Here is a 21,240-nt window from a genome sequence, read left to right on the forward strand (position 1 = left end):
CATCCCTAGAGGGATGAGGCGTGAAATCGGCCGCGATTCGGCGTTAGTTGAAGCTGAGCGTGTCGACGTTCAAGTCCAAACTGTTCCAGTCCGGCACCGCGACGACCAAATCATGGTTCTCCGGCAAATGAATGTCGGCGAGATGGCCGTTCTGCGGTTGATTGGACGCCTTGTCGAGGACGAACGCCTTCACGTCGACCGTCTTGATGCCGCTGCGGTTGCCGACGCGCACGAGCGACAGCTCGGGGGAGAGCGTAATGTCGAGGTCGTCCGCCGGACCGCCGCCGATGCCCTGCACCGCGATCGCGCGCACCTGCTCGCCCACCTGGCGGGAGAGCGTCAGCGTGAAGTTCTTCTCCGCGCCAGGCGAGAAGCGGATCTGCGAATAATCGGCGTTGGCGGACAGCACGTCCTCCTGGCCGAGCTGGGTGGATACGCCGGAAATGACGACGGTCAAGCCGTTCGGCAGAATGGAATTGTACGTGTACGTGCCGCTTCCCGTGCCGACCACCTTGCGCGTAAGCGGCACGTTCTCCGGCAGCAGATAGGCGCCCTTGACGAGGTAGCACGGATGGCTGTCCGGAATGTCGGCGCGAATCTGGTTGCCGAACCGCCCCGTCGTCAAGCCGTTCTCGTCGGAGATCTGCAGATCGGCCGGCGAGAGCAGGAAGTCGACGACGAAACGGGTCAGGCCGAGCGGTCCGCTGAACGGCAAATCATGATCGGCAAGCAAATATTGGCCGTTCGTCATCGTGCCGAGCGTAATGCCGTCCGCGCTGCTGAACTGAACGTCCGATCCCCCGTTGAAATAATCGAAGTGCAGCTGCCCGTTCACGACCTTGAAGACGACGCGGCAGTTCTTCGAAGCCGGCTCGTTGCAGTCCCAGACGAACATCTCGACGCCGTCCAGACTCGTAATCGTCGTCGTGCCGTCAGGCGACAGCTTGGGACCCGGATGGCCGACCGGGTAGACGAATTTGTACGGCATGACGCAGTGCGAATCCGCCAGCTTGTCCGTATAGCCGGCATCCCATACCGCGCCAGAAGGTATGAAGAACAGCAGCGGCGCATTGTTCCGGTCCAGACCGCGCAAGAATGCCGATTCGATCTCGCGTCCGGTCTTCTCTACGCGCGCAACGCCTTCGCGTCCTTGATCGTGGAAGTGAATCAGGCTTTCCCGGCTGAGCAGGCGGCCGTGAATCGCGGTCAGGAATTCGTGAAGCCCCGCCTTGGTCAACGTAATCGTATCGTTCTTGCCCTGCCAGAAATTGTCGGCGACGAGCGCGGCCAGCGACGTGCAGAAACCGGTCGCAAGTCCCCCTTTGTCCTCGCCGTTCAAGAAGTGTTTGTAGAACGCGAAGAACGCCGCCGTCAGAATCGGATGTCCGAATACCGGGTCCGAAATCTCGTGGATGACCTCCGCCGTCCCGAACGTATCCTCGAACGTGCCCCAGCTCGGAATGCCGTCCTTGAAATTGTCGAACGGCAAATTATGCTGGCCGAACTTGAACGGGATCTCCATGATGCGCGGGATCGAAGCCGTTCTGCCGCTGCTGAGCAGACCGTCCGGATTGCGCACTTGGAGCGTCACCGTTCCGCCCGCGCTGCCGCCCCCGCCCGTATCCGGCATGATGAAGGCCAGCGTCTTCTTGTCGGCCACGATCGCCGGCACCGCCGCGCCGCTTACGAGCACCGCCGCGCCGTTCACGAAGGCTTTGCCCTTGAGCGTAATGCTCGTTCCCGGCGTCAGCACGCCCGAGAACGGATCCAGCTGCGGCTTCACCCGCACGTTCAGCCGGTTGCTCTCGGTCCCGTCTTGCCGGATCACGTACGCCGTCTTCGCGCCTCCGGACTCCTCGATCGGCACGATGACCGACAGACTCTCGTCCGCGTTGACGGTCGGCACCATCAACTGACCGCCGAACATGACGCGGTCGTTGCTCGTGAAGTGGCTGCCGCGGAGGGTCAGCTTGTCGCCGGGGAACGGCTGTGACGGCGTAATATCCGTCAGCCACGGACGTTCCAAGAGATCCTCCCATGCATCCTCCGTAAATTCGAAGAACGCGATGCTGCCGTCCACGCCTTCGTATGCCGCGTCCGTACCCGCGCGGCCCGGCTGCCCTTGCGCGCCCGAATGGCCGTTGCGCGCGTCCTTGCACGTCTCGCCGACGCCGCTTCTGCCGCCCGCGCCGCCCAAGCCGCCGGGTCCGCCGTCTCCGCCGCGGCCGCGCTGGCCGCCTTGGTTCTTCAGCTTGAACGCCTTGTTCGTGACCGTCGACTCGAGCGTGCCGTCCAGCACGCCGATCGTGATGTTGCCGGCTCTGCCGCCGTTGCCGCCTTTGCCGCCGCGTCCGCCGTCTCCGCCATCGCCGCCGTCGCCGCCGTCGCCCGGATCCTCGGAGCAGTGCCAGCCGAACAGCCACCAGCGCTCCCCGACCTGACCGTCCGCGCCGTTGCCGCCGCGTCCGCCGCGCTGACCTTGGCCGCCCTTGCGACCTTCCTCGCCGTTCAGATCGATATTCGGCATCGCGCCCATGTTCTTCACCCAGATTTCGAGATGCGGCGCCGTTGCTCCCTTCGCCCCTTCGATCCCGATATCGCCGTTGCGGCCGTCTTCGCCGCTAAGCCCGTCTCGCGAGCCCGCCTTCGTATGGATGCCGGAATAATTTCGCCCGTTCAGCTCCGGATTGTCCAGCCTTGGCGGCGTCGAACCGCCCGGTCTGCGCCACGTAATCTTGGCGTTATTGCCGCAAATGATCTGCTCCGCGATGATGTAACAAGTCGTGACGTTCGGCTCGATGACGAGCTCCGTCTCGGTCAAGTCCAACGTATTCGCGATGATGACGGCGCTCGAGACCGGGATAGATTTCAACGAATAGGTCTGAACCGGCGGCGCGTTCAAGGTCGGCCATAGGCCCGGGCTGCGGGACTCCAGCTTGCCGATGATGGCGTTGTCGCGGATTTCGAGCAAGTCGCGGTCGATATTCAGCACGTCGCCGATCGTCGTCGGCGGCTGGTTACGCTTGAGAACGGGAAGCTCGCGGAGCACGGCGGTCGGGATCGCGGCCGTTGTCCTTCTCCCGGCCGTTATGCCGGCCGAAGTCGCTGACGCGCTACCGAAAGCGGCAGGTTGCGGGGCCGAAGAAATCGCGGCCGAAGCCGTTATTCCCGGCACGCCATGCGCCGTCACCGGCGGACGCGTCGGAACCGTCGCCGGAATGTAGCGCCGGAGCACCTGCGAACTGTTGCGGTTGACGAGATACTTGGCCAAATTCTCTCGTCTGGCGCCGGGATTCGCGCCCGCCACGAAATTCTCGGCTACCTTCTTCCAGTCGATCGCGTTGCCGCCGCTCTTGCGGGGCGCGACGATGACTTTGCCCGGGGTCAGTACCGTCTTGTTCACGATCTTGAGCGTGACTAGGTCGGTAAGCTTGTCAACTCCGGCGGCGTTCATGATATCTTTGATCGGCTGCAGCTTTGCCCGGCTAGCGTCCGGCAGCCAGTTGATTTTGATATCCGACAGCCCGGTCGCCTGTTTCACCTGCTGCTCCAGCTGATACGCTCTCGCCTGCTTGGCGGCCAGATGTTGGCCGGACACCGCGCCCTGCTTGATCTCGACGTTCGCGATGCGGCCCGTGTAGGCATAAGCTTTGCCATCGATGCCGGCCCCTACTTTGAAGCCCAGCGCGCCGACGTTTTTGACCGGGCCCGGAATGAGCTTCGCGCCGACGGATTTATCGTCGATCTGCAGCTCCGTATTCCCCGCGTCGTCGCGCAGCAGACGGACGCGGACGGTAGCGCGCCCCTGGATCAGCGTCGCTCCGCTGTCGACCGACACCCATCCGGCAGCCGTATGGACCGAGCCGACCAGTTTCCCGTTTGCTTCGATGAACAACGCGACGGACGGGCTTTGCGCCTCAATGATGTTCTGGCGCGTCCCGCCGGCGGCATCCGGCGTTATGGTCGCTTCAAGCGTGAAGGATTGAAGATTGTCCAAATCCTTGTTGCGGGCTAGCTCGATGCACCCTTTGTCCAGCCGAAAACCAAGCTCCGCCTCGAGCGGCTTTGCATTGACGAGCCGCGTGACCGCGATGCCCTTGACCGATCCGTCGTATGCCCCCTCCCTGTCGTTCTTCAGCAGAAATAACGTCGTGCCTTTCTCCATCTCTATCAACCTCCCATTTGGTTTCTGACTGACGGGATGGATTGCATCGGAATATTCGCGCGGTAGAGGAATTAACAATCGTTATGCGATATGAATAAATATTCCAGTGAGAGAATAGCACAAGGCGCCGCGCCGGAATATCCATCCAGCGGCATGCTGGATTGCTGTATCGTTTCTCCTAACGACGTTCGGCAGCCTTTGTCGGAATGTGCCAAAGCATCGGAAGGAAAGCGACTTTAGCTGCATAAAGCGATCCCGCGACATCCGCCGAAAGCTTGGCCAGGCCAACCAAGGCGAAACGGCTATCGCCGTCTTTTGCGGCGATAGCCGTTTCGTTCCAGGGAAATTCTTGTAATGTAAAATAGGCAAGCCCGGTATCATCGGATACCGGGCTTGCCTATTGCCGACGAGCGTTCGCGTACGAAGCCCTTATAAATTGAACAGCAGAATAATAACCGTAACGACCAGCACTAACACAATCATAAGCAATATGCCGGCGATGATCCCGCATAGCAGCGATTTCCAGACGCTGAACTGATGCGCTTCCGCAATGGAAAGAATACTAATGCCAAGCATCCAGATGCCGAGCACGATGGTGAGACCGCCGAATAGCAGACTAAACAGACTACCGCCCGGGATCATCAAATTCGGAATGCTGACGATCGCCGCCAATATCGCCGGCATGTAGTTCCCCCGCAGGATGGCAGTGCGAATCTCACGGGATCGTCCCTGCCCGCCGACCCAGCCGCCGACCTTCGCGATCAGCCAGCCGAAGAAATAGATGCCGATAATGCCGCCAACGGCGCCGGAAATCATGGCCGCGATGGCAAGCGCCACCGGCGGCATGTCCTGCAGCCGCGGGTTCGTCGAATATTCGACGATGGCGCTAATAATGCCCGCCACGATCGACAACGGCACGAGATGGCGTTCCGGCTGCGCGGAATCCAGGTAGGCGCGAATCGTCGCGCGAGGCCTGATCCAGATCGTCAGCCAAGGGTTAAGCGTGCCCGTCCGAGGGCCGGATGAATGTTGTTCCACGCGTCGTTCTCCTTACGATGATAGGTATAGTGACTCAGTTCATCTTAATCATTCCGGAGAGGCAATGCAATCCGTTCTCGATGAACTACGCAAAGAGCGTCTTGCGGTTTCGGATATCCGGATGGCTCATGCCAATCCGATCAACGCGTGGAAGCGGGAACAGACCTATCCTGCAAGCCCGCGGAACGTAATGAGTCGAAGCGGGAATCAGTTCGCGACGGCCTTGAAGTAACGATAGACTTTATCCAGCTTCTCCCGGTGTTTGCCGCTTGGACTTTCCATATTGCCGAATTCGAAGAACTTCACCCGCTTCATCCCGACGAAGCCGAATAACGCCCGCCGCATTAATACCTTATGAGCATTGTTCAGCCACAGCAGCGGATAGTTCGCCGGACCTTTCATCGTGGAGATGCAGACGACCGATTTTCCTTTCAGCAGCCCTTCGGGAAATAGTCCCTTTTTGTCGCGATAAGCAAAACCCGAGGCGAACATCTGGTCAATGAATCCGAGCAGCATGGCCGGCGGTCTCCCCCACCAAATCGGATAGATGCAGACGACTTTGTCCGCCCAGAGGAGCTGCTCGCGGTACTTGGCCAGATTAGGGTCGGCATGCATATCCCGCCTGCGTTTCTCCTCGTTGAATACGAGCACGGGATCGAACTTCTCCGCGTACAGATCCGCCACTTGCACCTCGCGAACCGAGGTATTCTCGCGAATTCCTTTCAATACCTGCTGCAGGAAAGCATAGCTCAAGCTTTGGTGATTCGGATGCGTGAAGATGACGAGTACATTCACGTGATTCCCCCTCTTTCGTTATGATTTGGTAACTAAAGGCTATCACGCCCTCCAATTAGTTGTCAATTGATAATTATTAATTGATAATTGTTTAATGACAATTAATTTGCTACTGTGTTCATGAGGTGATCCGATTGCAGCCCGCATTATTTCAACTTATCGTGCAATTCGTCGCGAACGTCCATCAAGCGGCGAACGAACTATCCAAGGCGGTTCAGCTCGAAGAGGTGACGCCCGTCCAATACAAGATGCTCGAATTCATCAAAGTGAGCCAACCGGTGACGCTCAGCCATATCAGCGATTGTCTTCAAATGTCCATGCCCAACACGAGCCGGGAGCTCCGCAAATTAAGCGAGAAGGAACTGTGCGTGAAATCGTTCGATCCCGAAGATCGGCGCAAGCAGTGGATTCGTCTGACCGCCAGCGGCGAATCGATGATGAACAACGCTTTCGCCAGCATAGAAGCGAGTTTGGCGGCACGCATCGGCGAGTTGAGCGTAGACGAGCTGGAGGAAGTCGCCGCGGCCATCGAGCTGCTCCAAGCAAAAGTCTTCGCAAACCCGCCCTCCAATCGCAAGGACTAGCTATCCGAATTGCCTCCACGGATATCTTCCAAGGCTGGCCATTGCTAATTGCCCAGCTCTGGTAAATTCCGTTGCATGCCCTGCCCCCTCGAAAACTATCGCTCGGCCCCTCGGGCGGGATCACGTCATCTCGCCCTTGAAATACGCCCCGTCGAAAAGGTTCCCCTTGCCGTCAAATCAGCCCCGTGAAAAAACGCGACATTTGGGATCACCCATTGATTTCTGTAATAAATAGTTAATTTGTATAAAATGTTGTAATTGTGACGTTTGTAAAGGTGAGCTATGATTAAAGGGCAACAAATTGTATCACCCTTTCAACCAGCCGGAAGGGAGGTGAACATCTTCTAAAACCCCTTGTTTGGAAGCGCTTACTGCTTGTCCAATCCAAATGACCAAGGAGGAAGATGAATGACGATTAGTTTGCCGAATCAACTGTTATGGAGAAAGATGGCCCTGGTGGGCGGATCGATGCTTTTAATGGCGGTCCTCTCGCTGATCCTGGTTCAGAAAGCTTCCGCGCACGGATACGTCGACTCGCCTGCAAGCCGTGCCATCCAGTGCAAGAACGGTACGAACGTCGATTGCGGCGCCATCGTATACGAGCCTCAGAGCTTGGAAGCGCCTAAAGGCTGGCCGAATGCAGGCCCGGCGGACGGCAAAATCGCTAGCGCGGGCGGCGCATTCCCGAAACTCGACGAGCAATCGTCCACACGCTGGAACAAGGTCAATATTCAAGCCGGCCCTAAGCAGTTCACGTGGAAACTGACAGCGGCGCACGCCACGGCAAGCTGGAAATATTACATTACGAAAGACGGCTGGAACCAAAACGCCCCACTTACCCGCGACTCCTTCAACCTGACGCCGTTCTGCACCGAGCTGAAGAACGGTACTCAGCCTCCATTCACCTACACTAGCAATTGCAACGTTCCTGCCAAATCCGGGTATCATGTCATTCTCGCCGTATGGGAAATCGCCGACACGGCTAATGCTTTCTACAACGTCATCGACGTCAACTTCACGGGCGGCACGACGCCTACCCTCGGCACGCCGACCGGCCTGACGGCTTCCGGCATCACGAACACGAGCGCCACGCTGTCCTGGAGTGCCGTAAGCGGCGCGACGGGCTACGAAATCTACCGCAACAACAGCCTGGTTGGCACGTCGACGACCACATCCTTCACCAACACTGGCCTGTCATCGGGCACGACGTATACCTACACGGTCAGAGCGACTAACGGAAGCGGAGCCTCGAACTTATCAGCCGCGCTATCCGTCACCACGACCGGAACGTCAACCCCGACTTACCCGGCATGGAGTTCGTCAACCGTCTATGTAGGCGGCAATAAAGTCAGTCATAACGGTAAGAATTACGAGGCCAAATGGTGGACGCTAGGCGAAACCCCTGGCGTAGCCGACGTTTGGAAACTTCTCCCTTAAAGCGCGAAAGACCCGGAGTATATTATATACTTCGGGTCTTTTTTGCGAGCGTTAGCTATGAATCGCGCGAACAATCATGCATTCGCGGCAAAATGATGATTAAAAAGAAGGCGGCAGCGGCAACTTAAGATGAATCACATGATAAAGGAGCCGCCTGCACATGTCGAAGTTTGTGTTTAAATGGTTGGTTAACGGCGCGATCGTCGTCGCGCTTCTTATGTATTACACCGATGCGACGCTGCTGGAAGCCGCGATGGCCGCAACCGGACTAACGGTCGTCGCCTACTTGATAGGCGATCAGCTCATATTGCGCAAGACGAACAATACGATCGCGACAATCGCCGATTTCGGTCTTGCCATGGCGTATCTGTACGTCGTCGCGGATTATTTGGACTGGAATTTGTCGCTGGGCGAGGCCTTCTTTATTTCGCTCATGCTCGGGGCGTTCGAGTTTGTCTTCCACCGGTATATGCTTCGGGAAGAAGCATACTGAGACCTGGAACAACGCGATCGTATAACGTGGACAAGGGGAGGCCGGCTGGCCTCCCCTTGCGTTTGCGGTTTGACGGGCATCCGGCAATCGTTTAGCTTTTGTCCGTTATTTCTTGCCGCATCCGTTCAACGAACGCGGAGACGCTCATGCCTTCGCTGTCCTCCGAGCCGCGTCGGCGGACGGACACTTCGCCTGCGTTTAATTCGCTCTCGCCGACGATGATCGAATAAGGGACTTTCTGCAGCCGGGCTTCCCGGATCTTGTACCCCAGCTTCTCGTTCCTCGCGTCGATCTCGACCCGGATTCCCGCTACCGCCAGCGCTCGCTTGACCTCGTAGCCATAGTCCGCATACCGTTCCGATACCGGCAGAATCTTCGCCTGCACCGGCGCCAGCCACAGCGGGAAGGCGCCCGCGTAATGTTCAGTCAGAATGCCGATGAACCGATCGATCGAGCCGTATACCGCGCGGTGAATGACGACGGGACGGTGCTTGCCGTTATCTTCGCCGATGTAGACAAGGTCGAATTTCTCCGGCATCTGGAAGTCCAGCTGAATGGTGCCGCATTGCCAGCTCCGCTTGAGCGCATCTTGAATATGGAAGTCGATCTTCGGGCCGTAGAACGCGCCGTCGCCTTCGTTCAGCCGGTAAGCGATGCCGCGGTTCTCCAGAACACTGCGCAGCGATTGCTCCGCTTGAGCCCACAGCTCATCCGAACCCATCGAATCGTCGGGCCGCGTCGACAGCTCGATCTCGTACGAGAAGCCGAAGACGCCGTAGACGTCATCGATCAGATCGATGACACGGCCAATCTCCGCCTCGATCTGTTCCGGAAGGACGAAGAGGTGCGCGTCATCCTGGCAGAACGTACGGACCCGCGTCATGCCGCCGAGCGCGCCGGAGTACTCGTGTCGGTGCACCTGGCCGAATTCGGCCATCCGGATCGGCAGCTCTCGGTAGGAATGGCGGCGATCTTTGTAAATCAGCATATGTCCCGGACAATTCATCGGCTTGAGCGCATACTTCGTCTCGTCCACGTTCGTGAAGTACATATTGTCCTTGTAATGCTCCCAATGTCCGGATTGCTCCCATATCCGGTTGTTCATCATAAGCGGCGTGCGGACCTCTTGGTAATCCAGCTTCCGCTGCGCCTCGCGTGCGAAATTCTCCAGCTCCGTGCGAATCGTCATGCCGTTCGGCAAATAGAAGGGCATGCCCGGCGCTTCCTCCGAGAACATGAAGAGCGACAGCTCCTTGCCGAGCTTGCGGTGGTCGCGCTTGCGGGCTTCCTCCAGCATGTGCAAATGCTCATCGAGCGCGGACTTCTTCGCGAACGCCGTACCGTACACGCGCTGCAGCATCTTGTTGTTCGCATCGCCCCGCCAATAGGCGCCGGCGACGCTGAGCAGCTTGAACGCTTTGATCCGGCCCGTCGAAGGCAAGTGCGGCCCACGGCACAGGTCCGTGAATTCGCCCTGCGTATACAGCGTGATGACCGCCTCCTCCGGTAAACCGTCGATGAGCTCCAATTTGTAGGGCTCGGCTTGCTCCGCGAATAGTCTTCGCGCTTCCTCCCGGCTAACTTCGCGGCTCGTAATCGGCTGATTCTCCCGTACGATCCGCGCCATCTCCCGTTCGATGCTTGCCAGGTCATCGGCGGATAACGGATTCTCCAGCTCGACGTCGTAGTAGAAGCCGTTCTCGATCACCGGACCAATCGCCAGTTTCACCGCTTGATCGCCGTAGATCCGTTTGAGCGCCTGCGCCAGTACGTGCGCGGTCGAATGACGGAGAATCTCCGCTCCCTCGGGCGAATCAAGCGTAATAATTTCAACGAGGCTATACGGGGCTATCGTCTGGTTCAGATCCGCCAGCGTGCCATTGATTTTCCCCGCGATCGCTTGTTTGGCCAGCCCTGTGCCGATTGCGGCCGCCACTTGCGCGACGGTCGTCGTTCGTTCGAACCCCCTGCTTGTTCCATCTGGCATTGTTACGTTGATCTTCTCCATGATTAAGCCTCCGTTTCCTCGAAAATAGTTTGGGTTCAAAAATTCGACAACTAGCGACTTATTGAACTACCTTATTGAACGCAAAAAAAACGCATCTCGTCCGGCAAGGGACGAGCGCGTTCAACTCGTGGTTCCACCCTAATTCGACCTTCGGCGACTCCGGCAACGATTGGCATCGAGGCGGGCGACTTCAGGTCCTTCATTGGCATCCGGTAACGGGGATGAGTCGGCGGCTTATACTGACAGCTCGACTCGCGAACCGGGTTCCAAGCTGCGGCTGCAAAGGGGTAACTCCGCACTCGGCAGCTGAAGAGGCTCGCAGCAATCGCCTCTCTCTCTGGGCAGCCCGGCATGGGAATCGTGTCTTTGGTCATCGCCTTGAATATGGTCTTTATCTTACACAGCGGTTTTCATCAAAGTCAAGCGATTCCCAAAAATTTATTCCTTTTCCTCTCTCCTCCAAGTTCGAACCGAACTCCGATAGAGGGCGATGACCGGCGTCAACAGCGCGGCGGAGACGAGCAGCGACGCGCGCAGCGCGTAACGGCTGCCGATCCAGCCGACGAACGGACCGCCGGCCGTCTGGCCTAGCGCATCCGACTGCCCCATCATCGAGAGCACGGTCGCGCGGGAGCTGCTGTCGATATGCCGGTTCATCCATGCGGCCGAGATCGGTCCGGCCAGCGTGCGAACGGCATCATGCACGAGAATCGCCGCCATCGCCCAGGCGAAACCGGGCGACATAGCTAGTAAGGCAATGGCTCCGATCCGGACCAAAGTCAACCCCATCAGCGCCCGCGCCATCGCTTGATCGTTCCCCGTATCCAAGCGATTCTCGGCGAAGCGGAGGAGCGGAACGGCCAGCAGGGTCGAGAGCATCGCGAGCAATCCGATCCATACGGCCGTCGGCCAATTCTCCGGCAGACCGATATCGAGCATGAGATGCGCCTGCCACAAGCGGTCGTATCCTTCCGACGCGGCGCCGCTTAACGTCGCGACAAGCAGCATCGCGAACAAGATGGGCCGACCTCGAACGATGCGCGCTCCCGACAACCATGTTTCTTTCACGCCGACCCAGTAGGTATTGCGCCCTATCGGCCGGTCCGGCTTGACGAACCCGGTCTCCCGCATCCGAACGAGGAGGAATGCGCCGATCAGCACGTACAGCGCGCCTCCGGCCAAGTAAGGGACATTCGCGTCAGCCTGCGAGAGGAGGACGCTCAGCGGAATGCCGATCAGCGAGCCCGCCAATCCGTACCGCCCAGCCCGCAGGAATAGCGGTCCGGCTTTCGGTTCGCCGACCTCGTCCGCAATCCAAGCGGCATCCGCTCCGCTGACGAAGGTGGCGCCGATCCCGTAGAACAATTGGCCGATCAGAAGCCAGAAGAACGCGCTCATCCACAGCTGCATCTCGCCAAGCCAGATGGCGCATCCCTCCAGCGTAAAGCCGGCACCGAGGACGAACATGCCGATCACGACGGATTTGCGCCTGCCGTGCATATCCGCCATCACGCCGGTGATCCCTTCGAACAGCAGTACGGTCAACTCCAGCACCATGCCGATCATCAGCAGTTCGAAGGGCGAAAGACCCAGCGCCAACACTTGATAGATGGCATAGGTCGTAAACATTATAGAATTAGCCAAGGCCGTGAAGAACGACATGGCTAAATAAACGCGCGACGCTTTGTTTTCACTCATGGGGCGATTACCTCTCCTTTAACAAGGCGGCATGCAACCCCCTTACGCGCCTGCAACGAACCCGGAACGGCCGTTACATCGCGGTATGGTCGGCTCTGCCGCTTACTTCGACGATTCGAATGGATTCCATCGCGGCATGCATATAGGATTGGGACATGTGAGTCTACCTCCTGGAGTTGTTACCCCCATTATAATCGCCATCGGCAGCGGACGGTTGGTAATGGACGGTTATACTTGAACTCTCCATTCCGCTCGCGCCGTCGGCATTTACAACGCCTTGAACAAGAAGACGACCTTCTTCGTCGTCTTCGCATCCAAGGTTTGAATCGTAATCGTCTCGATGTTCATCCATTCTCCCAATTGCTAACGTTACATCGATTAATAGGGAGGACGCGTCTTTTCGCCTAATACCTAGGAGACGGGCCGCCTGCCCAAGCGCAAAAAGCAGCGTCCTTCCGAAGAAGAACGACTGCTTGGATAGCTGTATGATGACCTGAAACGTTAGCTGCCGCTTGCGGCAATCGCTTCCTGGCCGCTCTTAATCTCGTTCTCCCAAATTTGCTCCATCGTCTCATGCGAGATGTCCTTCTGAAAATCCTCCTCCGACGCATACGTGAATACGATGACCGTCCTACGGGAAGAGCCGGTTAGCGGGCTGATCCGGTGCAGCGTCGTATTGGCTTTCATCAGATAACAGTGGCCCTGCGGAATGCAGACGCGGCTCGTCTCGTGGGATTCGAGTATTTTCTGCACGCAATTCGCCTTGTCGTCGCGGTCCCATTCCGTCCTCGGAATATACTCGACCAGCGCTCCCTCCCCTTCGGCCGGCGCTTCGACGATCCAGATTAATGCAAAAGTATAGTCGTCCCAATGCCAGCCGTGGGTATCGCCCATGGCCTGTTGGCTGTTGATGATATACTCCTCCGGTTCGTACGGAACAGGAAACAACGGCTTGCCGGCGTTGATCTCGGCCAAGAATCGCTTGATCGGTTCGGAGGCGAAGAAGGCTGGAATGTATCGGCCGTGCTCTGCGATCGCCTGTCTGCCCGCGCTGTTGAAATACCGCGGCGTGTTGCCGGTTTCCTGAATGTGTAGCTCGCGGCGGCGCCCATGCTGCCGAAGCAGCCGAAGCGCTTCCTCCTGCATCTCGTCTCGCAGACGCTCCGGAAGCAGGCCGTCGAAAACGACCATATCCCGCTCTCCGAACGCAAGCCGAAGCTCGTCCTTCTTCTGCTGTTCGAGCTCGCTCAAATGCGCTTCCACCGCTTCATCGAACGATTGCTGCCAATTCATCATATCCCTCTTTTCTATCCAAAATGTTCACCTCGTTAGCGGCAGTCTAACCCGGTCTGCCGATGATGGAAATGCAATCCCCCCCTTCCAAAATCGAAAAAGATTTCCATTTTTTATTTTAATATCTACTAGTTTACAGGTCAATCGCACTTGTATCTCAAGGCAAAAAAACGCCGCAAGCGGACATCCCGTGATTAGGACGTCTGCTTGCGGCGCTTCGCGTACTATTACGTGGATGGATGACCCGATAATGCATGTTAAAAAAGAGATTCCGAACTCGAATCCTCGGTTAACTCGCGCCGAATGACGGCCGCTAACGCAAGCGCTTCGGCATGCGTGCGGACGAAAATGCCGCCGGCGTCCTTCCGTCCGAACCCGCCGAGCTTCGACGCGATCTCGCCGAGATTGCGGGAATCGAACGACTTCCAAGCATTGCGGCCGACATTGACCAGATAGGCGTCGTTCTTGCGATAGATCATCACTTGATAATCGAGATCAGGATAGTAACAATACGAGATAAAACGCTGGACGGCGAATCCGCTCTCGCTCTGGTCAATGAAGCCGATCGCCCCTTCGACCTCGATCGTCTCCGCCAATCGCCGCGCGACTTCCCGCTCTTCGTCGATCAGCAGTTCCACCAATTCCGCGCGTTCGCGCAGCGCCTCCTCCGGCTCTCGCAGCATCGACGACACAAGACGGATGATTTCGTCGTCCATGTTCCGATCTTGGAAATAACAGATTAGCTTGTTCAATCGGATATAGGGCTCTTCGCTCTCGTATAGATCCCGTGGCGAGGCATACTCGCAATTATCGATGATATCGGACCATCGGACCAATTCCGCGTATCGGCCGAAGTCGAACCGATCACCGAATTTGTAGCGCAGGATGGATGGCGTTGATTTCATCGCCAACAACAGACAACGGTCAAGCTCGTCCAACTGCGGCGCCCCGAAGAACCGCTCCGCGATCGGCGAATCGTGATGATCGTAATAGTAGGTCGCATCGGGATGATAGAAGAAATCCAGCACCGCCGCCGGCTGCGCCAGGCGCATGTCCAGCCATTCGTCCTTCAGATGAAAATCGACCGGGTGATAGGCGAACGTCTCGAAGCCGCGGCACGTGCGGAACACCTCGCTCAGCAGCGCGGCGCCCGCCATCCCGTCGAAATCACGGTGAAAATAGATGTTTAGCTGCACTTTACCCCTCCTGCTGATTCATCTTCTCGAAAACGTCTTGGATGCGATCTTACGAGAGGGGCAGACCTAGTTCCTCAAGCGCTTGTCGTTCCGTCTTCTCCGGCCACCACGCGCCGTCTTCCCAAGCGAGCGCGAACGCTTCGTACCGTCTTTCCGGCAAACATAACGACAGATCGCCGAAATAACGCCGGATCGCCTCGATTTGCGAATCATGGGCGCGCAGCGCGTCGGCTTTGTCCGGCCAGAGGTGCAGCGTGTCGATCTTAACCGCCGGAATTCGGCCTTCCTGCGCCAGTGAATCCGAGAAGACGTAATATAATCGCCGAACCGAGCCGCAATGCCCTTCCGTTACCGCCTTGGACACGATACGCGAGATCGCCCGATGATCGGGGTGGCCGTTGCCTCCGTCAGGCGGGAACGTGAACACGGCGGCCGGCTGCATCCGGTTGATCGCCTCCGCCACCTGCCGCACGAATAATGCTTCATCCGTCTCTTGCAGCCGTCCATCCGGCAAGCGCAAGAAGCGCACGTCGGCGATGCCGAGCACTTGCGCGGCGACGGCCATCTCTTGTTCGCGCAACGCGCCGAGCTCCTCGCGGGTCCAATCGCGGTAAGCGCCGTTCTTATGGCCGGCATCGCCGCTGGTCGCGAGCAGCAGCGCCGGAGGGAAGCCTTGGTCGGACAACGTCCGGATGAGCCCCGCGCTCAGGAAAGTTTCGTCATCGGGATGGGCATAGCAGAACATAACGGGAGCGGTCATAAACACGCACCATCCTTTCGTCTATTCGGCGACTAGGCGCCGTCATCTACTCCATGCTCGTCTCCCTTCTCTTCGCGCCATGCTTTCTCCTGCTGGAGGGCTCTCACAGGGCGGTAAATGGCAATTTGCCGCGAATACTCAAGGCGAAACGGCTATCGCCGTCTTTTATCGGAGAGGGGGGGGTTCGTTCCGGAGAAATACAGGAGGATTGTAAAGCGTGAAACTTATCATTCCCTGTATTTCAAAGAAGACCGCCATCTCGGCGATCTCCTTTAACGTTGATATGCGAATTAGTCTGCCGTGACTTGCGCCGAGGGCATTGGCTGCTTGACGGCATGCCCCTCCTCGCCGGCGAGAATCTCCGACGACAAGTCCTTTCTGCGAGGCGGACCTGTCAGCTCCAAAATCCGGGTCGACTCCACCTTCGCCAATTCCGCGACCGTCAGCTTGTTGGCGGTAGCCGACTTGCGGATCAGCTCGATATCCGACCAATGCTGGCCGTCGAGCCAATTGATGACCGAATTGTATTCATCGGTGAAGAGCAAGATAACGCGCTTGCCGATTCGCGACGCTTCTTTCAACAGGCGCATGGCGAACCGGCCGGGGAATGCGCGGATATAATCCGTAATCACGACGGTATCGAACGCGTTATCCGCGAACGGCGTGTGCATGCCCAGCAAATAATGCATGCGCGCGTCCGGCAGTCTGCGGCCGAGCGCGCCGATTACGTTCGGATTTTGCAGGAAAACGTCGGTTACGCCCGCGCCTTGGATGAAATACGCCAGATCGGAGCCGATCAGCGCGGTGCGCGATTCTTCGCGGAGCAGCTCCCTCAGCATGCGCAGCAGCTCGCCGCTGTACCCGGGCACGATTTCCATGAGCGACAGCGAGTGGAAACGGGCAAGCACGTGATTATAGTACGGTCCCGGATAGAGTTGGAAGAATTCCGTATCGAATTCGTAGCGCTTCTGATGCTGAAGCATGAGGTTCTTGCCGTTATTGATCCGCTTGTTAAGCACCTCTTTCACGGATGCTTCCTTCGGGCTGAAATGCGGCAGATGCAAAGCCGGCGCTTCGCTGTCCGCGATAATGCGCGCGCCCTGCTTGTAGAGCCTGTACGAAAGGTCGGTATCTTCCGCCCCCCAGCCGAGGAAGGCTTCGTCGAACCCGCCCGCTTCCTGCACGAACGCCCGGTTCACCGTATAGCAGCCGGACCAGCCGAGCGTCCACGGGGCGGCAAGCTTGTTCAGGTCATGATCCGCCAGCTGGAACAACCCCTCGCGGTTGTCGAGCCACTCCGGAAGCGCAAGCAATCGCTTCGTAATATCGGTCATAATATCCGGCGTCAACTCGTCAAGGACGGTGAGATCGTGCTTCTCCGGCTCCACCCACATCCCCATCATATAGTGATAGATGTTCAGCTTCGGGTGGGCATGCTCTTCCATAATGCGGTATAAATTGCGAATGAAGTGATTCGGAATTAGCATGCTCGTATCCAGGAACATCACCATTTCGCCGTTACTCTCCGCAAGTCCGAGATTTCGCGCCCGAGATCGGCAGGATCGTTCATCGCGGGCGCGATATACGTATTTCAGATGCCGAATTCGGCGTCGGTAGGTCTCATAGACGCCTTTCGTGCCGTCTTCCGAGCCGTCGTCGACGATAATCGTTTCGAACGAATTCGGATCGACGTCCTTTTGCGCGGCAATGTAGTCCAGTGTAATCGCAAGCAGTTTCTCCCGGTTATAGGCCGGAATAATAATCGATAGTTTCATCATTTCACCTCGTTCTTATTGATCAAGCGTCGAATCGATTCCTATGAACCCCCTCTCATTTATGGTATGTCCTACCTTATTTTACTGGAAAGTGGTACGTTTAACTACCCAGTCGCCGGTGTTTTTTACTAGAATCTAGCATATTTCTCGCAGAACCCGTATGATAAGAACATACATTCCCTCCCGGCATTGGAAAGGAGAACGAGATGCGCGACGAACGATGGATAACGAGGTTGATCGAAGACGATCGTTGGATGATGGACGTATTGAGAACGATGCAAGCGCTAGAACTACCCGATTGTTGGGCTTGCGCGGGTTTCGTCCGGGCTAAAGTGTGGGACGCGCTGCACGGGTACGAGACGCGTACGCCGATGCCCGATATCGACGTCGTCTATTTCGATCCTGCTTGCACGGACGAGCAAGCGGAGAAGCGATGGGAGGCGCGTCTCGCCGAGCTGCTCCCCGGACAGCCATGGTCGGTGAAGAACCAAGCCAGGATGCATCTGGTGAACGGACTCCCGCCTTACGCTTCCACCGAAGACGCCATCTCGAAGTTCCCGGAGACCGCGACCGCGCTCGGCGTTCGACTGGACCAAGGCGGCCGCGTCATCCTGACCGCGCCATGCGGCGTGAAGGATTTGCTCGAACTCGTCGTTCGGCCCACGCCGCTCTATTTGACGGACGAGAAGCTGATCCGCGTCTATGCGCAACGGTTATCGAAGAAGAACTGGCAAGCGATATGGCCGCGCGCCACGGTCGATATTCCGGCGGAGGCGGCCGGAGCAGTCATTCGTCCCAAATGATGACCCAGGAATTCGTAGTTCATCCGTTGTCATTTCGGCAAACTGCAAAAGGCGTCACAGGAATACGACCTGTGACGCCTTTTGGACTATCTTGGGAGAACATTTGGTTAATCGAGGGTGGCTACCCCAACAAGAGGGCCCCTTCTCGCTTGAAGCGTCGGGATTAACGCCTTATTTCACGACTTCCTTATTCCCCGCATGATCGACGCTATAGAACTCGATATGAAGGGTATTCGTCGAAGTCACGGCTTCGAACGGCGCGACATACGTTTTCCACGCGCCGCCGTTGATGCGGTAGTAGGTTTGCTTCACGCCAGAGCCGGATGCAGCGTCTTTGGCCGCCAGCGTCCACGTATATCCGTTGATGTACTTGACGCCGCTCTTCGTTGCCCAGATCGGCTTAACTTTGTACGAGGTCGTCGGAGCGGCCGAATCGACCTTCAGCGTGACCGACTTCGCATTCTCTGCGTTGCCCGCGTTATCGCGGCTGTAATACTCGATATGATACGAGGAAGAGCGGGACAGGCTGAACGGACCGCTGTACGGCTTCTCCGTACCGCCGTTTACTTTGTAATACGTACCGGCTATCCCGGAGCCGGATGGTTCGTCGGATGCGTTCAGCTTCACTTCAATCGCGTTCGCGCGATACCATTCCGCGGCCGGCGCGTCGTTCGCTAGCAATTCGGTGACCGGTGCCGTCTGATCGGAAGCCTTGATCGCGAAAGCAAGCGATAGCGACTTCTCGTTGCCGGCATGATCGATCGCCTTCAGGTCGATCGTATGCTGGCCGATGCCGTTGATCGCCGGAAGCGCCGCTTCGTCGTCGTTCACGACGACGGCTTCGCCGCCATCGATGGAATAACTGACTTGGCGAACGCCGGCTGCCTCGTCCGAAGCTTCGAAGCTTGCTTGAACCGCCCCCGTGTAGCTGACGCCGTCTTGAGCGCCATCGATCGTCAAGGTAGGCTGGGTCGTATCCGTCGGCGTCAAGCCAACATCGAGATCCGTTACCGGAGGCGGGATGTCGACGACGCGGCTCGTTGCCGACGCGAAGCCCGGACGGCTGACGACGACGCGGTACGAGCCCGCGGCTGCGTCCCATCCGTAACGGCCGTCAAGACCCGTCACCTGCGGATTCGTCACCGGCGAGAATTGACCCGGATATGCCTCTTCGTTCATGTTCACCCATGTGTTCAACAGCGGATCGCGATATTGCAGCGTGACCGTTGCGCCAGGCAGCTTCCAATCCGTGCCTTTGGCTTCGTTATAGATGAACCCGCTCGGGTCGATGAGCGTGATCGGGAATTCAAGCACCGGACCGGTCGCGTTATCCGGATAACGTGGCGTGATAAAGACGCGCAGCGGCGTCTCCCACAAGCCGACTTGACTAGGGATGAACGTATGCGTCCAATCGATGCCGTTCTCCGTCGTCAATTCGGCCACGTACTCGTCTCCGTCGGCATCGACAACGCTCAGCGACACGCCCGACGCTTGCGGGTTATCGAAGCTGGCCGAGATCGTCAGCGGACTCACCCGTCCGGCGACAGGCGTACCGTCGGACGTCGTGCCTTGACCGCCGCCGATGGTCACGTTCGGCGGCACGACCGGCGCCAGCGCCTCCACCTCGTACTCGGCCGTGGCGAACGGATCGGTCGCCCCGTCTTCGAAAGCGCGGACCGTAACGCCGTACTTGCCGGCAGCCGTCGCCTTCAGCTTCCAATCCGTCTGAACCGTCTGTCCCGGCTCGACTTGGCCGACCGCCTGCTCTGGCGCCGTGCCATCCAGCACGAGACCGGCATCCGGCTCGATCTGCAGCCGCACGTTGTCTAGCGCTGCGCCCGTGCTGTTCGAGAGGTACGAGATCAGCTTGAACGGATTTGTCTGCCATTCGTCATAGGACAGCGATTTGCGACCGCTGAGCACGAGCGAGCTTTCGCCGCCGACGCCCGGACGTCCGTAATACGTCGTAATGATTCGCTGTTCGCCCGGAGACAGCGTATCCGGATTCCACCACATGCCTACCGCGCTGTCGCCGGTCTCGCGGCCTTCCGTTATCGCATACTCCCAAAGCGTATCATCCATCGTGCTCCAACTCGCGATCGTGAAGCGGTCCGGCAACGTGGCGTCGCGGCCTTCCAGCGAGTACTGCGCGCTGATGCCCGGAATATCGAAATCGTTGAATACTTGATAGAATGCCGGCACGTCGCCGTCCAGATAATCCCGCTCGTAGTTAACGGATTCTACCCCGCTTGTCCCCGGCACCTTGAACGGCGCGGCATCGTTGCCGCCTATCATCGTGTCGAGCATGAGTCGCAGACCGACCTCGTGATCCGTTTCGCCCGTATTGGTGATGACGTAGCGAATTTGCAAGGCATCGGGCAGACCCGTTGCGGGGTTAACGCCCGCGCTCAACACTTGACGGACCGTCACGTCTCCCGTTCTCCACACCGAGTCGTTCGCCGTCAGCGATTCGTTGTTAGCCGGCGGAGTCAGAAATTCGCCAGTAGTCCAATCTCCGTAGACCATCTCTTGGCCGTCCACCTTGAGCGACGTGAACGAGGTGCCGGGATTGGAAGGCCAATTGTAGACGATGTTGTACCAGCCTTCGGATTCGGTATCTTTGAGCGCGGCATTGAATCTGCCCGTATTGTCGACCTGCGCCTGCACGAACGCGTTGCCGATATTGTTCTCGATGAACATCGGCGGCTCCGCCAAGGCTCGGAACTGTCCCGGTAAAGAAGGGAACGGTCTTTCCTTGGGAGCGGGCTCTGCGGATTGGTCTGCGCCGAACGCGGCTCCGGGAATCAGGGCCGAGCATGCCACCAGCAGCGCGAGCGCGCCGGACAAACGTTTCTTGGACATCGCTTGCATGGATAATGGGCCTCCTTAATCGAACGGGAAATGGGATAGGCTTCCAAAACAATACAGATTGTATCATCGGATGTTGGGTCTAGCAATTACTTTATAAGAAATTTACTTAGACCTCCTTATTAAGCATGGTGACACTGACGTTATCCGAGCAATTTAGTGATAGTTTGACAAGAAAACTCCCGATTCTTCCCATCAAAATAGTAGCTATTTGGCGATTTAGCTGCAGCTCTAAATCTATCATTATCGTATAAAAAAAGAAAAAAGCCGCCATTTCGGCAGCATGTTCTCCCACTACAAACTCAAGAAAGTCCGACGCTCGAAGAA

General features: G+C 57.7%; 14 protein-coding genes. 4 read left to right on the forward strand and 10 right to left on the reverse strand.

Features of this window, described 5'->3' with window-relative positions:
- Positions 1-43 precede the first annotated feature (43 nt).
- The 3 genes from BCM02_RS36360 to BCM02_RS20465 form a co-directional block, all read right to left on the reverse strand.
- Positions 44-4,165 carry an IPT/TIG domain-containing protein gene (locus BCM02_RS36360; RefSeq protein WP_148930996.1) on the reverse strand — a complete coding sequence of 1,374 codons (4,122 nt, stop codon included), beginning with the start codon at positions 4,163-4,165 and terminating at the stop codon, positions 44-46.
- Between the two features lie 429 nt (positions 4,166-4,594).
- Entirely contained in the window at positions 4,595-5,203 is a 609-nt protein-coding gene (locus BCM02_RS20460) for a YIP1 family protein (protein WP_148930997.1), read from the reverse strand.
- 207 nt (positions 5,204-5,410) lie between these two features.
- Positions 5,411-5,998: an NAD(P)H-dependent oxidoreductase gene (locus tag BCM02_RS20465; protein WP_148930998.1), complete on the reverse strand. Its 588-nt coding sequence runs from the start codon at positions 5,996-5,998 to the stop codon at positions 5,411-5,413.
- Positions 5,999-6,132: 134 nt separating this feature from the next.
- Here BCM02_RS20465 and BCM02_RS20470 point away from each other — a divergent pair, with 134 nt between their 5' ends.
- The 3 genes from BCM02_RS20470 (at position 6,133) to BCM02_RS20480 (ending at position 8,512) form a co-directional block, all read left to right on the forward strand.
- A complete protein-coding gene (locus tag BCM02_RS20470; RefSeq protein WP_148930999.1) occupies positions 6,133-6,582 on the forward strand; it encodes a MarR family winged helix-turn-helix transcriptional regulator in 450 nt (149 codons plus the stop codon).
- Between the two features lie 408 nt (positions 6,583-6,990).
- On the forward strand, positions 6,991-8,019 hold the full coding sequence (locus tag BCM02_RS20475) for a lytic polysaccharide monooxygenase (protein ID WP_148931000.1): 1,029 nt from the start codon (positions 6,991-6,993) through the stop codon (positions 8,017-8,019).
- A 160-nt stretch (positions 8,020-8,179) separates the two neighbouring features.
- The gene (locus BCM02_RS20480; protein ID WP_148931001.1) at positions 8,180-8,512 is read left to right on the forward strand and encodes a DUF2512 family protein; all 333 of its coding nucleotides are present in this window, start codon (positions 8,180-8,182) and stop codon (positions 8,510-8,512) included.
- Between the two features lie 91 nt (positions 8,513-8,603).
- Here BCM02_RS20480 and thrS read toward each other — a convergent pair whose 3' ends face one another.
- The 6 genes from thrS to BCM02_RS20510 form a co-directional block, all read right to left on the reverse strand.
- Positions 8,604-10,520, reverse strand: a complete 1,917-nt coding sequence (gene thrS, locus BCM02_RS20485) for a threonine--tRNA ligase (RefSeq protein ID WP_148931002.1) — start codon at positions 10,518-10,520, stop codon at positions 8,604-8,606.
- Between the two features lie 438 nt (positions 10,521-10,958).
- Positions 10,959-12,218: an MFS transporter gene (locus BCM02_RS20490; protein ID WP_148931003.1), complete on the reverse strand. Its 1,260-nt coding sequence runs from the start codon at positions 12,216-12,218 to the stop codon at positions 10,959-10,961.
- Between the two features lie 501 nt (positions 12,219-12,719).
- Complete coding sequence (locus tag BCM02_RS20495) at positions 12,720-13,511, reverse strand: HalD/BesD family halogenase (protein WP_148931004.1); 792 nt, start codon at positions 13,509-13,511, stop codon at positions 12,720-12,722.
- Positions 13,512-13,768: 257 nt separating this feature from the next.
- Entirely contained in the window at positions 13,769-14,707 is a 939-nt protein-coding gene (locus BCM02_RS20500) for a hypothetical protein (RefSeq protein WP_148931005.1), read from the reverse strand.
- A gap of 49 nt (positions 14,708-14,756) precedes the next feature.
- Positions 14,757-15,467 carry a PIG-L deacetylase family protein gene (locus tag BCM02_RS20505; protein ID WP_148931006.1) on the reverse strand — a complete coding sequence of 237 codons (711 nt, stop codon included), beginning with the start codon at positions 15,465-15,467 and terminating at the stop codon, positions 14,757-14,759.
- A gap of 290 nt (positions 15,468-15,757) precedes the next feature.
- Positions 15,758-17,242 carry a glycosyltransferase family 2 protein gene (locus tag BCM02_RS20510; RefSeq protein ID WP_187434329.1) on the reverse strand — a complete coding sequence of 495 codons (1,485 nt, stop codon included), beginning with the start codon at positions 17,240-17,242 and terminating at the stop codon, positions 15,758-15,760.
- A gap of 206 nt (positions 17,243-17,448) precedes the next feature.
- Between BCM02_RS20510 and BCM02_RS20515 the strand changes: the two genes are divergently transcribed.
- Positions 17,449-18,045 carry a nucleotidyltransferase family protein gene (locus BCM02_RS20515; protein ID WP_148931008.1) on the forward strand — a complete coding sequence of 199 codons (597 nt, stop codon included), beginning with the start codon at positions 17,449-17,451 and terminating at the stop codon, positions 18,043-18,045.
- A 171-nt stretch (positions 18,046-18,216) separates the two neighbouring features.
- Here the strand turns inward: BCM02_RS20515 and BCM02_RS20520 are convergent, their stop codons facing one another.
- Entirely contained in the window at positions 18,217-20,916 is a 2,700-nt protein-coding gene (locus BCM02_RS20520) for an OmpL47-type beta-barrel domain-containing protein (protein ID WP_148931009.1), read from the reverse strand.
- Between the last annotated feature and the right edge of the window lie 324 nt (positions 20,917-21,240).

The organism is Paenibacillus methanolicus, assembly GCF_008124765.1.
Taxonomy (GTDB): domain Bacteria; phylum Bacillota; class Bacilli; order Paenibacillales; family Paenibacillaceae; genus Paenibacillus_Z; species Paenibacillus_Z methanolicus.